Consider the following 14,511-nt stretch of genomic DNA (forward strand, 5'->3'; position numbering starts at 1 on the left):
TTAAATACTAAAGAAGTCCAGATCATCCAAATATTTCACAAAGTTATAGACATACTCTTCAGACACATACGGCCATTTAATTCCCAAACGATACAATGCCTGTACGGTATAATCATTTGATACAGGAAGCCAGATTTTTTTAACTTTACCAGAACCGATTGAAGTAATTAAACCTGAAACTCCTTCTTGTTTTGATTTATCGGCCAATGCATCATCCAATGCTTTTTGATATTCATCTTCCTCCACATATTCAATATTCAATCCCAGAGGTTTGATGATTTCAATTATATCTCCAAAACTGATACTGTGATAATCATATGGATGGAATACAGTACAATCCTTTGGAGTTTTTGACAGACTAATAATTGCTTTTGCAGTCATATCAATTGGTGAAAATTCAACATTGCCCATAATCATTGAGTAAGACATTTTTCCAATTGTAACAAATGCTTTTAAACGGTTAATGAATCCGTTTGATTCAAAGTTAATTTGGAATTCACTGTCAGAGCTTCTTGCCATCAGGTTTCCAACCCTCATGATTTTAACATCCAAATCATTCTCTACCGCAGCTTCAAGAACTGCCCTTTCTGCGAGGAATTTGGAGTTAAGATACTGATTGTCCACAGCCTGACCAATGAATAAGTCCTGCTCTGTGAACGGAACATCGACAGGAGGATAATTGTTAATACTTTCACCTGCAATACTGTAGGTTGAAACCTGAACATATTTTGCATTTTTCATTTTAGCAAACTTAAGCCCGTTTACAACACCACCAAGGTTAATGTCCTCAATGTCCGTTCCAGATGAAAAGTGTTTCACATTAGCTGCACAATTGACAATGGTATCAATGTTTACATTAATAAGTTTTTCAAAGTCTTCAAAGTTTGTAATATCCCCTTCAATAATGTGCAATCTCTCATTGAAAAGCTCTTCGTATTCATTGGAGAAATAATAGAAGAGAAGTGATTTTAATCTTTCCTCTCCGCTTAATACTTTGTTTGATCTTATGAAACAGTATACATCACCAGTTTCATTTTCCAATATTTCATGAAGAACATGAATTCCTAAAAATCCTGTAGCTCCGGTGAGTAAAATATTTCCCAAACTATCCTGAATTTCGCCATCAAGTAAGTTTTCAAGAGTGTTTTTCTTAAGTAATGAATCAATATCGGAATAATCATATGACAGTTCAGCTTTTTTCTCTTCAGACTGGTCGGATAATACCAATTCGGCCAATGCTCTTGGAGTTGGATTTGAAAATACATCCCCATAGTTCAGATTATAGTTTCTGTTTAGTGCCTCCATTGTAATTTTGGTCACTAAAAGTGAGGTTCCACCAATTTCAAAGAAATTATCTGTAGCACTTACTTCATCAAGTCCTAAGATTTCACCAAAAAGGTTTGTAAAGAATGCTTCAATGTCATTTTCAGGAGCCACATATTCTGTTATTAAAACAGGTTCAGGTAAGTTTCTGAGGTCTGTTTTACCATTTGCTGTTTGAGGCATTTCATCAAGTTCCATATAAACTGTTGGAACCATATAATATACCAATTTTTCCGCAAGGGAAGCTTTTAAATCATCAATATTAATTGAGTATTCGTTTTCTCCACGGTTTTCCTCCCTGTATTCATCATGAACTGTGAAGTAGGCGCATAAATGGTCATTGCCTTTGATTTTTCTAACAACAACTGCAACGGATTTGATTCCTGGGAATTTTGAAAGTCCAACTTCAATTTCCCCAATTTCTATTCTTAAACCTCTGAGTTTGATTTGATTATCCATTCTTCCGAATACATAATAATCTCCTTCTTCAGTGACCTTAACAAAATCTCCTGAACGGTAAAATCTTATTCCGTTAATAACTTCATATGCCTCAGCATTTTTCTCAGGACGATTCAAGTATTCTCTTGAAACCCCTTTTCCTGCAATATATAACTCCCCTATTACATTTGGAGGCAATGGATTGGAGTCAAAGTCCATGACCATTTCATGAACGTTGAATAATTCTTTTCCAATGTGAATATCTGAGCTTTCAAGCTGAACACCGTTACAGTAGACAGTTGTTTCTGTTGGCCCGTACATATTAAAGAATTTTCCATTGGAATTTTGTGAGAGAAGCTCATATAATCTTTTAGAGAAAGGTTCTCCAGCATGAATATATACCTTAAATCCATACATAGTCTCCTGCATCGCTTCAATTTCAAGATACTGAAGCAGTCTTGATGGGGTTGCAATGTAAACATTTGCACCGGTTCTGTGGATTAAATCCATCATTTCAATTGGATCTTTATATTCAGTATCATTAGCAAATACCATTGGAACACCATTCAAAAGTGATCCCATAATTTCCTGCTGGAATACATCAAATGCAACTGTTGTTGTGGACAATACTTTATAATCTTCTTTTTCAAGATTATGAACCAGTTCATAAGTACAAACATTCCTTGGGTCAGGATACACAAAGTTTGCAATGTTTCCATGTTCAAGGATTACTCCTTTAGGAAGTCCTGTTGAACCTGAAGTGTAAATGAGATATGCCATATTGTTTGCATGCACATCCGGATCAGGGTTGGCAGTGTCTTTTTCTTTGAGCAGTTCATTAACATCAAGCAAATTATCTTCATATCCACTTAAATCTATACCTTTCTTCTCAATCACATCATCCACAATGATAAATTTGGATTCGCTGTCTGTTAAAACATGCTCAATTCTTTCAGATGGATATTCTGAATCCACCGGAATGAATGCTGCACCGGATTTTAGAATACCAAATATTGATGCAACCACATTACTGTCCCTATTTAATATAAACATTATTCTGTCTTCAGGACCGACACCCCTTTTAATGAGGCTGTGAGCAATTCTGTTAGCTTTTTTATTTAGTTCATCATATGTAAATTCCCCGTCAGTGGCATATAATATTACTCTGTCAGGATGCATTTCAACCTGATTTTCAAATATTTTATTTAATCTGTCTTCAGGAACATCATCATATGCCAAATCATCGACACCCCAGTCATCGTTTTCAATGATTGAAATATCTTTCATCAATGTGCTTTCATCAAATGTCTGGAATTTGTTTAAAACTATTTTAATTGATTCAAGGAAAGTGCTGATTAAAGTTTCAGAGTATAACTGATCATTATATTCGCAGAAAATTCTGTATTGACCATCAACTTCCACAACATTAATGTTGACTTTGAATTTCAGTCCTTCATAATCAATAGACTGTCTTTCAACTTTCATTCCACCGATTTCAATGTCTTCAATGATTTTTCCATGATAAGCATATAATATTTCAGGAGCAATATCAAATTCATTTGAAATTTCAGTTAAAGGATATGCGGAATATGTCAATACATTCAGCCATTCCCCATTTATATATTCAAAGTATTCCTTAAGAGTTGAATCAGAATTTAATTTCAATGCTAATGGTAATGTTTTAACCATCATGGCCAATGTTTTCTGTTGATTTGGATTGAATCTACCATTAGTGATAGTTGCTATTAATGTATCACGATTATATACGAATTTATTTATAACAAATGATGTTGCTGCCAGGAACAAATTGTTCTGAGAGATATTTGCTTTTGAACAGAACTCATCAATACTGGTTTTTTCAAGGAAAATATCATTCATTGCGACTTTACCTTGTGATTCATCGCCGTTAATGTCCTGTGGAATTAATGTTACATCATCAAACTCTTTGACTCTGTTATTGAAGAATAATTTTGCCTCCTCATATAAACCGGATTGGCGTGTTTTAATCTCATTTAAGCAATATTCAAATCCGTCAAGCTCTTCAATCTCATAATCTTTTCCATCATAGATTTTTGAGATTTCATCAAATAAAATGTTTAAAGAGGTTCCATCAACAATAATGTGGTGGAAATCAGCTAAAAGCATTGAGTTTCCAACTATCTTAAATCTGAATAATGGACCCTCATCCAGTTTGAATGGTTTTACAAACTCATCAACATCAGCTTCATCAACAACTTCAATCATATCATCAATTTTTAAATCATCCCTTCTTTGCTGATATACTTCACCGTTATCCATTATTATTCTTGTTTTGAGATACGGATGATTTTCAATAGCTTTAATGATTGATGATTTAAGTTTGCCAACATCAATTCCTTCACTAAATTCCATTTTCTTCGGAAGGTTATATGCAGTGTTATCCAGATTTTTAATGCAGTCAAAGTAAACTCCAAGTTGATTTGGAGTTAAAGGATAAAGTTCTTTAATATCCTGCGATTCATCATCTTCAATTTTAATTTCAGAAGCTATTTTTTCAATAGTTTTGTATTTAAGAATTTCAGTAACATTCAATTGGGCATTTAATTTGGAATATATTGCAGAGGTCAGCTGGATAACTGTCAAAGAAGTTAAACCAATGCTGAATAAATCAGTATTAACACCAAATTCATCCATTCCCAAAATATCTGAGACAATGTCAAACAGTTCTTTTTCAATATCATTTCTCGGTTTAATAAAATCATCTAGATTTATTTCAGGATCCGGCAAGTTTTTGAAGTCAGTTTTTCCATTTGGAGTTTTTGGAAAAGCGTCCAATTGTATTAAATAAGACGGCACCATATACTTCGGAAGTGAATCGATTAAATGCTGTTTTAAATCATCCAAATTAATTTGTGAAGTTGCAGTAAAGTATGCGCAAAGGTGTTCAATACTGTTAAGTTTTTTAACAACAACCTTTGACAATGCAATGCCTTCATAGTTTGCTATTACACTTTCGATTTCAGATAACTCAATTCTCAATCCTCTGAGTTTAATCTGAGTATCGTTACGTCCTGCAACATACAGTTCGCCTTTTGAATCCTTTTTACCCAAATCACCAGTGTTATAATATGGAATGTTGTTTAACTCCATGAACACCTTTTCGGTCTGTTCAGGATTATTCAGATATCCTCTTGCAATTCCGGCACCACCAACATATATTTCACCGGAAACATAAGCAGGCAGCTGATTTCCATCAATATCCATAATTTTATCAACTACATTAAGCATTTTCCAACCAGCAGTTACTTCAGAAGAGTCAATTAATTTGTAATGTGATGCTATTGTAACTTCTGTCGGACCATATGAATTGTAGATATCTGCTTTAGTGTATTTTGACAATCTATCATAGAGAACTGGAGGGAATCCTTCACCACCTACAATAATTACTTTACATCCGCCAACAACATTCTGAATTTCTTCAAGCTGCAAGTATTCAAGCAGTCTTGTCGGTGTTGAGCCAAAACCATCCGCATCAGTCTTTTTAAACAGTTCCACTAATTGTAATGGGTCAATAGCCTCCTCATCATTTGCAAATACCACCGGCAAACCGTTTAAAATTGTACCGAATATCTCCCTTAAAAATACAATGAATGACACTGTTGAAATTGATATGAACTTATCACATTTACGGTTGAGCTCATAAATCGGAACATTTTCATCCACATTGGCAATATAGTTTGATATTCCCCTATGAGTAATCATTACCCCCTTAGGTTTTCCGGTTGACCCTGAAGTATAAATTAAGAAACATAAATTGTCAGGAGTTAATTCTACATTCGGATTTGAATCATCGCTTTCTTCAAGTAATTTTCCAACATCAAATCTGTTTTCACCATCGTATTCGATATCCTCAGAAGTAATGACAAATTTTGAATCGCTGTCTTCCAATATCTGGTCAATCCTGTTTTTCGGATAGTTCGGATCAATCGGAATAAATGCGGCACCCGCTTTGACAATACCTAAAACAGCCGCTATCAAATCACTGTTTCTCCTCATCATAAACATTACTTTATCTTCAACTTCAACCCCATTTTTAATTAAACTGTTGGCTATTTTATTTGCTTTTCTGTTTAATTCATCATATGTTAACTCGCCATCCTCTGTATAAAGTATTGTTTTATCCGGATTTTCTAAAGATATCTTTTCAAATATATTATTTATTACGCCTTCATTAGCCAGATTAATTTCAAAGTCCTCATCAAGTTCAATTTCACGTCTTATTGAAATAGAATTAAGTAATGTCTCATTTATGGTAAATTTATCCAATAATACATCAATGGACTCCAAAAATACGTCCATTAATTCTTTTGAATAGAATGATTCGTCATAACTGATATTGATTTTTCCACTTTCATAATTAAAGACAAGTTTGTAGTCTTTAGTGTCAAATTCATCAATGAAAAATAATATTTCACTTTCAAAGTTTAATTTCTGATTGTTTAAAAGGGGATATTTATTGAATTCTTTAAATGAATTTTTAAAATCATTTAAGTATTCTTCAACGCTTAAATCAGTGTCAAAATGATATCCTGCAGCAACACGATTATAAGCAATTAAAATATCTTTTGAAAATGAAAATTTGGTTAAATCATATAGGAAAACTGCGAGCAATAGCTTTTCCTTAGGCAGTTTATACTGGTTAGACAAATTTTGTAACTTATCCTCATCAATTGCTTTAGAAATCTGTGTAAATTTAACCTTATCACCACTAACATCCGGTGAAATTGATGTTGGATTATCAAATGAATTTATCAGATTATTATAATAATTTTCTGCCCTGAAAAATTCCACTTCATCCACATTGTAATCCCGACATTTTTTTGATGAATCTATGCTAACCTCTTTTAATAGATCTTTTAAACCTTGACCGATTGATTCGATTTCACTTTTATGGAAACATGCTTTATCATATTCAATGAAAATAGAATGCAAACCATTTTTATCGGAGAAATTTTTATTTATTCTGAAGTGAAGCGGGAATTTAATGTCCTTTTGATATGTCAGGAATTTAGAATCATGATTTGTAGAATTTGACACGATGGAAATAGTAGAAATACAATCAGGATCAATTCCTGCATTTCTCAAATCAGTTGTGTACTCGCTGAACTGCAGTTTCGCATGAGCCAAACCCTCTTTTAAAACGCTTTTAGAGTATGCAAGCAAATCATCAAATGTTAAATATTCATCATAGGTTAATCTTAATGGAATAGTGTTTACAAACATTCCCAGTGCATCATCTTGTCCAAAGTATCTGCCATGGACTGAAGTGTTTAAAACCAGATCTTTGAATAAATTATTGCCACGTTTTAATTTTGCCAAATACAAGAAGGTTAATGCAAGAGATGTTACAAATGGTGAATAATTAAAATCTGAAGTCTGATCTAAAAGAACTTCAAAATACCCAAGTTCCGAATTATCAAATGAATACCAGTCTCCGGAATAATCCTTTAAAGTATTTAACCAGTATTTTTTATCACTTTTTGCTTCATCAGATTTTAAATATTTTAATTCTTCATCAACATAAGTTTCATAGGAATAATCAATTGGGACATATTCACTATTGTTTTTAATAGATTCGATGCACTTATCCATTTCATGAGGAATAATTGAAAATAAAGAAGTCCCATCAAGCAAAATATGCTGGACAACACCTATCAAAACAGCGGAAGATTCTGTTTTTAAAACTGCCCATTTATATAACGGAGAGTCAAATACATCATCAAAAGGTTTATCAAGATAATCTTTTATAAAATCATTTAGGTTTTCATTTGAAACATCAAATGAATCAATATTTACATCAATATCTATATAATACTGCTTGAAATTACCTGTATCATCATTTTTAATTTGTAAATTCAAATATTGGGCAGATATTATTTTAATTGCTTTTTTAACATACTCCAAATCCTCCAAATCATAATCTTTTCTAAATTTAAGATAAAATGAATCATTATTAGGATTATTTATCTCTGAAAATAAAAGCATTTTCTGAGCTGAGGATAATTTAAAGAAATTCATATTTATTCACCTAAAAAAATTTAACTATACTAAAATTATGTAAAACAAAATATTTAAAATTTAATCTGAACAAATAAATTACTATGAATATTAATAAAGATTACAATGGACAAGAATTAACAATTTCTGTTGAAGGGCGTATAGATACAATTACTTCACAAGACCTTGACAATGAAATTAAAAATGAAATGGGAAAATTTGATTCATTAATTATGGATTTTACCAATATGGAATACATTTCAAGTGCAGGTCTCAGAGTTCTGATTGCAACTCAAAAGAAATTAAAACCAGACAATATTCCGTTCATCATTAAAAATGTTAATGAATCTGTGGGAGAAATATTCAGAATGTCTGGGTTTGATAAAATTTTGAATATAGAGTGAATTCAGCCAATTAGATAGAAATGATATGCATCATTTAACTATTTGAATTCAAATAATTATCAAATTTCAAGTACACATTCTCTTCAAATTTTCCAAATCTCTCTTTAACTTTTAATTTTCTGAATAATAATTCTCTTATCCAATCGATTAAAGCACAAACAACAAATATTCCTATTCCAAGAACAATTACACTTATAAACAATGAAATTGGATCAAATTGAGCTATAAATTCAAATTTGCCATCAAAGAAGAAATATGCAAGAGCCATGTTATCGTGAATAAGATAAACTCCAAAACAAACTGGAGTAAAGAATTTGACAAGAGATATGATAAATGATTTAGTAATATTCATCTTTTTAAAGAAACAGAATAATGCAATTCCTCCAATGAAATATAATGGAGATAAATAACAATCAAATGAATATAACACAAATCCAGGTTCTATCAAACCTAATACTTCAAGCACATACCTCAATACCCAAGATATTAAAAAGCATATGATGTAAATCAAAAGCCATTTGTAATTTTTTAACATTTTGAGTCTGTAAAATTTTATAGGCTTATTTGATTTTTAGGTGTTTTTCTGTCCAATTTATCATTTGATAGTCTAAAAATGTTAGAATTCCGTTTTTGGTCTTGTATAATTTCTTTATTTTTTCTGGATTGGTTTGTCTGTAGTAGTTTTCGACTTTGTTCGATGTTTTTTCTATATTTTCATCATCAAGATGTTCTACGTATCTGTGGAAGTGATTTATGATGTGTTTTCTTATGAAATCTTTTAAAACAACTGATATGGCTGTATAATTTTGTAAATATTGTTTAAATTGTTCTATTGCTTCTTGTTTTGAGTTTTGTCTGAAACAATTTTTTAATTCTTGTGCATTTTCGTAAATATGGTCTCTTTTCTTTCCATTAATCTTATTTTTTCTGCAATGGACTTTTAATTTATGATTTATTGTTTGGAACAAATGAAATGTGCATAATTGATGTTTTACCTTAATTTCGTTTGCTACATTACGATACATGGGGAATAAATCAGTTGTTAAGCAAATAAATGGTTTATTTTCGGTTGAATCTAAAATAAATTTTTTTTGTATTTTTCGGTATTCTGCGACGTACAATTCTTTCTGAGACTGGAATATTGAATATTGCATCAAATAACGTCAATCTGTAATGTCTAACTCCATTAAGTCTTAAAAATTGCTCATCATATAAATAATAGCCAGAATATTCAAATTTTTCATTGTTAATAGTTTCTTCGTGATTTCTGTTGGCCCAGTTCTTGATTGTTTGATGAGATATTCTGATTCCAAGGAATATTTCGAAGTATTGGCTTATTTTACGAAGGGATTGATATCCTATTTTCATTATTCCTGGAATTTTATCCATTATTTCTTGTAAAAATTGTTTATTGTCTCCAATTAATGGATTGTTGGATATTCCAAATTTTTTCCACATTTTTTGCATTGATATTGCTGTTCTTTGAATTATGTTGTGTTACCATTGATATTTTGTTTCTTTTTTGTTATTGTGCCTTTTTTGATGATTTTATGGCTTCCACAAACTGGACAAATTAGATTATCATATTTAAAAGTATTATTTTCATCTAAAAATAGTTTCTGATTTGTATTTTCAATTTTTGAGCTTTTATTTAATCTTTCTGAAATGATTTTTTCTTGATCAATTTTTTCATCAGAAAAATCAAAAAGTTTAAGTTGTATGAAGTCTATATTACTATTGAGGACATTTAAAATTTGTTTGGTCATAAATTATTATTTGTCCTCACTTATTTAAGTAATTTACTATTTTTAAATCATTTATATTAAAATTAAAGAAAAATTAGAATGAATTTTCATCGAAGTGAAATTTCAACTGTAAAAAATTTAAAATAAAATAAGCCTATAAAATTTTACAGACTCAAAAAATGGAACAAATTACATGAATATAATTGACTTTATAAAAGGGTATCTTTGTATCATTAGTTGGTTCAAGTTGTGTCAGTGATTATAGTACATGTTCAGGATTTGTATTTCCACCATCTCCAGTTTCTCCCATTATAGGCGAAAATTTTTAATTATCATGATTTCTAAAAAAAGTAGTGTAGAGAGAGTAAAGTTATACAACTATCATATGAGTTTTCATATAACTCTCTCCAAATTATAATTAATTTATAATTTCATTTTTAAATTATATATAAATAGCTATTTTTCACTATTAAAAATTCAATGTCTTACAAAATCATTCGATATTATATGGCATCAGCTAAAGGTTTCAAATTATTATTCTCATTAAATTTCATTAATTCATCATGGCATAACTGCCAATCAGCCTCACTTCCATCTTCAATATGAGTATAAATAACGTATTTAACCCCGTCCACTTTAACAACTTCTAAACATCCATAATCTAAACTAACATTTCCTCCAGACGCAAAGGTCAAGGTCGCATTTAATGTTCCATGACTCATGTATGTAGTGTTAAAAGTATTATTGTCACCAGGAACTATCTTATACTCAGTGCTGTTTTGAAAATAACTTTCTTGAACAGCTTCATCATCATAATCCCATGTGCACAAATACATTCCATTTTCTTCATTAACAGAATAATACTCGGTTACTTCATTAAAACCATCATTAATTTTAAAATCCGCTGCACTAACAGCACCCATTATTAGAAAACCAAATAATAAGATGCATATCATTTTTTTAACATTTTACCACCATATAATATTATATTTAACTTAGTATAAATTATTTGATTAAATTAAATACACCAAATTTTCATCAAATTTTTCCTAAAGAAACAGGAGCATAATATTAAATTTCAAAAAAATAGAAAAATTTTATATCTATGAAATAATATACAAATAAATAGGATTCTAAATTTATAATATTTTTTATAAGTGAATTCTAAAATTAATGCAATTTATAGTCCTATGGTGTAATGGCAATCATACGAGTCTCTGGAACTTGTGACTCCGGTTCGACTCCGGATAGGACTATTTCCTAATTTTTTGGTAATAATTATTTTCATCAATGGTTTTCAAACAATGAAAAACAAAATAGTTAAATATACCAAATGATATAACATTAATTTGAATTTTTGTAAAAAATTTTTCACTCGGGCCCGTAGCTCAGTCTGGCAGAGCACTTGGCTCTTAACCTTGTTGTCGCGGGTTCAATCCCCGTCGGGCCCGTTTTTTTGTTTTTAAAAAAATTGATTAAATTACTTAAGTACACTATTTCTTTGAGATATCAAAATATACTTAATTTATTATTCAATTTTCTTTTTTTAAAGCTCTTAAAAATTACTAAATTATAAATAATATCCATTATAGAAACTAATTTAGTGAAAAAATGAATATAAAACTAGACAACAAAATGCAACTATTAGTCCTGTTTATTATATCCACAAGCCTATTAACCGTGGCCCAATCGATTATTACAACAGGTGTCGTTTATTTGATGAGTGACTTTTCTGTCTCATCAACACAAGCACAATGGTCATATTCAGTATTTCTACTCGTAGTAGGCGTGATGATTCCATTAAGCGCCTATATATCACGAAGATTCACTGCAAGGAAAATATTCTTCTTTTCATTGAGTGTATTCCTCATTGGATCAATAATTTGTTATTTTTCAAATTCCATGATTGTTTTGATTATTGGCAGAATTCTTCAGGCAATTGGAAACGGAGTTATAATGCCCTATGTTCAGATTTTGCTTCTTAGAACTACGCCTGAAGAAAAATGGCAGACTTATATGGGATTATATGGTTTGGTAATTGCAATAGCTCCAGTCATAGGTTCCTTTTTAGGAGGATTTGTCATAACTGTCTATGGCTGGAGAGCGCTTTTCTCATTTTTCACAATAGCCACAATAATTCTTTTGGGTTTAGGAGCAATATTTGTAAAGGACAATGCTCCAACAGAAGATTATCCTCTTGATTATCTCTCTGTTGCATTATCAATAATTGGATGTGCAGGCATAATGCTTGGTTTTACAAATGTTGCAGATTTTGGATTTACACATTATCTTGTAATTTTGCCGATAATCATAGGAATTGTAACTTTAATACTATTTGTAAATCGTCAATCAAAATTGGAAAAACCATTGATTAACTTATCCATACTTAAAAACAAGTATTTCTCAGTAGGCACAATATTCATTTGCATTCTCTTTGCATGCTTAAATGGATGCACTGCGATTCTCCCGATATTCATGCAGGGAGTAGGTAATCATTCCGCAATCTTTTCAGCTTCAGTGCTTTTGCCTGGAGGATTATTGATAATTGCATTTAATATTATAGGTCCATTGCTTACAAATAGAATTGGAATCAAAAAGGTCATGATTATGGGATGTGTCATTTCAATAATAGGATTTGCAACCATGATGATGTATACTCAGAATTCATCATTTGAATTTATGGCCATAACCCAGTCCATTCGTTTTATCGGCGCAGGTTTGGCGCTGATGCCTGCAACAACATGGACCTTGACAATGGTATCAGATAAGGTCGAGGACGGAACTGCAGTCAACAATACATTAAGGCAAATCTTTGCAGCAATAGGCTCATCAATGGCAGTTGTTGTAATGGCCATTTTGGCGGGAGGTGCCATAGGCCATAACTCCGCTTCAGTTACAGGATTCAATCAGACCTCACTGATTCTGCTTATTTTACATGTCATCATGCTTATTTTGACTGTCCTATTTATTGATGATAAGGAAAAAATTGAAAACTCAAGTTAAAACACTTTAACTCCTGATATTAATAACTAAACGTATGTAAACTGAAAATACCATCAGACATTAAATAATTTAAACAGAATAAGTATATATCTGATTAATTTACAAATATTCAATACATGAATATTAAAAGCATAATTGGAAAAAACGTAATTGATAAAAGAGCTGAAAAAATAGGAAAAATAGAAGATATGGATTTGAATACAAAAACAGGACAAATCAATAGCGTTTTAATTGATTTGAAAACAAATATCCGCAGTCAGGGAAAAATCATTGTGGAATTTGAACATGTTACCACAATAGGAGAATATGTTTTCATAGACATAGCCGTTGAATAGGAATGTTATCTGGTTACTGAAACATTCCCTTCATAAGTGCATGGCTGGTATTTGCCATTTCCTGCAAATGTGAAATTACTGTAACATCTTACATCACCCGAACCATACTCAGCATTGGATACCTTAAATTCACCATTTTCATTAGTAGTTACATTAATAATCTTATGATCCGGTGTTTGAATGGAAATTGTTTGATTTGGAACACCATAACTGTAAGCATCCATCAGCATGCCCGCAAATGAACCGTTTTCAGCCACTTCAGTTTGATTTAGAATCATGAATGTTGAAACATTATTGTTGAACTGGAACCAGAACACACCCATGCAAATCACAAGCGCAACAAGTAAAATTATCAGATAATAACTTTTCCTCTCCATTTTATCACCTTTGATACTATATTGGATGAAAACTAAAATAAAGTTAACTTTTTGCCAGATTGCATCAGGACATTGTCTACATCAATCTGCTTTTCAGCAGAAAAAAATGGCTCAACATTAATTTTAAGATGAATTACTAGCAGTTAAATAAATTTATATTTAATTACTTACAGACAATTATTAAGTACAGATTTAGTGATTGAACATGATTAAAATAGCTTATTGTGATGTTAGCAATTTAAATTTGCATGAGGCATATGAACTTTTACCTCCAAACAGAAAACATAAATTTGACAGTTTTAGGTTTGATAAAGACAAAAAGCTTAGTGCAGGTGCATATTTATTATTGGATAAGTTGCTGAAAGAAAAAAATGTAACCGATCCAATCTTCAAAGTCCAGGAATACGGAAAGGCATACATATCAAACTTTGAAGATGTCTATTTTAATTTAAGTCACTCCGGCAGGATAGTTTCCTGTGCAATATCAGACAGGGAAGTTGGGATTGACGTTGAATATAATGACCCTGAAATTGATTTGGATATAGCTAAAAACTACTTCTACAATAGCGAATACAAAAGCATAATGAATTCAAAAACCCCTTCAGATGAATTTTTCAATTATTGGGTTTTAAAGGAAAGCTACATGAAATACACCGGACTGGGATTTCAGCTGGACCTGGATAGCTTTGAGATAATTATCGGCGATGAGATTAGACTTAAAGATGATGAAAACAATCTCAAATTTAGTCTATTCGATGTTGATAATTACAAATTAGCCGTTTGCTCAAAATATAATGTCAATCAGTATTTCGAATACAGTCCTGAAGAATTAGTCAATCAAAAAAGATGA

The 14,511-nt window shown here is 31.2% G+C and carries 8 protein-coding genes, 1 tRNA gene and 1 pseudogene; 5 read left to right on the forward strand and 5 right to left on the reverse strand.

Annotation, left to right across the window (positions count from 1 at the left end; translation table 11 throughout):
• Entirely contained in the window at positions 1-7,818 is a 7,818-nt protein-coding gene (locus E7Z81_RS04470; protein ID WP_292744755.1) for a non-ribosomal peptide synthetase, read from the reverse strand.
• A gap of 83 nt (positions 7,819-7,901) precedes the next feature.
• On the opposite strand from E7Z81_RS04470, the gene E7Z81_RS04475 reads away from it, so the two are divergent.
• Positions 7,902-8,201 carry an STAS domain-containing protein gene (locus E7Z81_RS04475; RefSeq protein ID WP_292740606.1) on the forward strand — a complete coding sequence of 100 codons (300 nt, stop codon included), beginning with the start codon at positions 7,902-7,904 and terminating at the stop codon, positions 8,199-8,201.
• 34 nt (positions 8,202-8,235) lie between these two features.
• Here E7Z81_RS04475 and E7Z81_RS04480 read toward each other — a convergent pair whose 3' ends face one another.
• From E7Z81_RS04480 to E7Z81_RS04490, 3 genes and pseudogenes are all read right to left on the reverse strand, one after another.
• Positions 8,236-8,667 (reverse strand): hypothetical protein, encoded by a 432-nt coding sequence (locus E7Z81_RS04480; RefSeq protein ID WP_292744757.1) that lies wholly within the window; start codon positions 8,665-8,667, stop codon positions 8,236-8,238.
• 94 nt (positions 8,668-8,761) lie between these two features.
• Positions 8,762-9,967 (reverse strand): annotated as a pseudogene (locus E7Z81_RS04485) (hypothetical protein).
• 482 nt (positions 9,968-10,449) lie between these two features.
• Positions 10,450-10,869 (reverse strand): hypothetical protein, encoded by a 420-nt coding sequence (locus tag E7Z81_RS04490; RefSeq protein WP_292744759.1) that lies wholly within the window; start codon positions 10,867-10,869, stop codon positions 10,450-10,452.
• Between the two features lie 454 nt (positions 10,870-11,323).
• Between E7Z81_RS04490 and E7Z81_RS04495 the strand changes: the two genes are divergently transcribed.
• The 3 genes from E7Z81_RS04495 to E7Z81_RS04505 all read left to right on the forward strand — a co-directional run bounded on the left by E7Z81_RS04495 (position 11,324) and on the right by E7Z81_RS04505 (position 13,284).
• A tRNA-Lys gene (locus E7Z81_RS04495) sits at positions 11,324-11,397 on the forward strand.
• A 160-nt stretch (positions 11,398-11,557) separates the two neighbouring features.
• A complete protein-coding gene (locus tag E7Z81_RS04500) occupies positions 11,558-12,949 on the forward strand; it encodes an MFS transporter (protein WP_292744761.1) in 1,392 nt (463 codons plus the stop codon).
• 116 nt (positions 12,950-13,065) lie between these two features.
• Positions 13,066-13,284, forward strand: coding sequence for a PRC-barrel domain-containing protein (locus tag E7Z81_RS04505; RefSeq protein WP_292744763.1), 219 nt, complete (start codon positions 13,066-13,068; stop codon positions 13,282-13,284).
• Between the two features lie 5 nt (positions 13,285-13,289).
• Here E7Z81_RS04505 and E7Z81_RS04510 read toward each other — a convergent pair whose 3' ends face one another.
• Positions 13,290-13,661, reverse strand: a complete 372-nt coding sequence (locus E7Z81_RS04510; RefSeq protein WP_292744765.1) for a hypothetical protein — start codon at positions 13,659-13,661, stop codon at positions 13,290-13,292.
• 205 nt (positions 13,662-13,866) lie between these two features.
• On the opposite strand from E7Z81_RS04510, the gene E7Z81_RS04515 reads away from it, so the two are divergent.
• Positions 13,867-14,511: a 4'-phosphopantetheinyl transferase superfamily protein gene (locus tag E7Z81_RS04515; protein ID WP_292744767.1), complete on the forward strand. Its 645-nt coding sequence runs from the start codon at positions 13,867-13,869 to the stop codon at positions 14,509-14,511.

Source organism: Methanobrevibacter sp., assembly GCF_015062935.1.
In the GTDB taxonomy this organism is placed as follows: Archaea; Methanobacteriota; Methanobacteria; order Methanobacteriales; family Methanobacteriaceae; genus Methanocatella.

Bases quoted from the DNA above. Each gene is read 5' to 3' on its own strand.
- E7Z81_RS04470 (WP_292744755.1), bottom strand. From the start codon at position 7,818: ATGAATTTCTTTAAATTATCCTCAGCTCAGAAAATGCTTTTATTTTCA.
- E7Z81_RS04475 (WP_292740606.1), top strand. From the start codon at position 7,902: ATGAATATTAATAAAGATTACAATGGACAAGAATTAACAATTTCTGTT.
- E7Z81_RS04490 (WP_292744759.1), bottom strand. From the start codon at position 10,869: ATGGGTGCTGTTAGTGCAGCGGATTTTAAAATTAATGATGGTTTTAAT.
- E7Z81_RS04500 (WP_292744761.1), top strand. From the start codon at position 11,558: ATGAATATAAAACTAGACAACAAAATGCAACTATTAGTCCTGTTTATT.
- E7Z81_RS04505 (WP_292744763.1), top strand. From the start codon at position 13,066: ATGAATATTAAAAGCATAATTGGAAAAAACGTAATTGATAAAAGAGCT.
- E7Z81_RS04510 (WP_292744765.1), bottom strand. From the start codon at position 13,661: ATGGAGAGGAAAAGTTATTATCTGATAATTTTACTTGTTGCGCTTGTG.
- E7Z81_RS04515 (WP_292744767.1), top strand. From the start codon at position 13,867: ATGATTAAAATAGCTTATTGTGATGTTAGCAATTTAAATTTGCATGAG.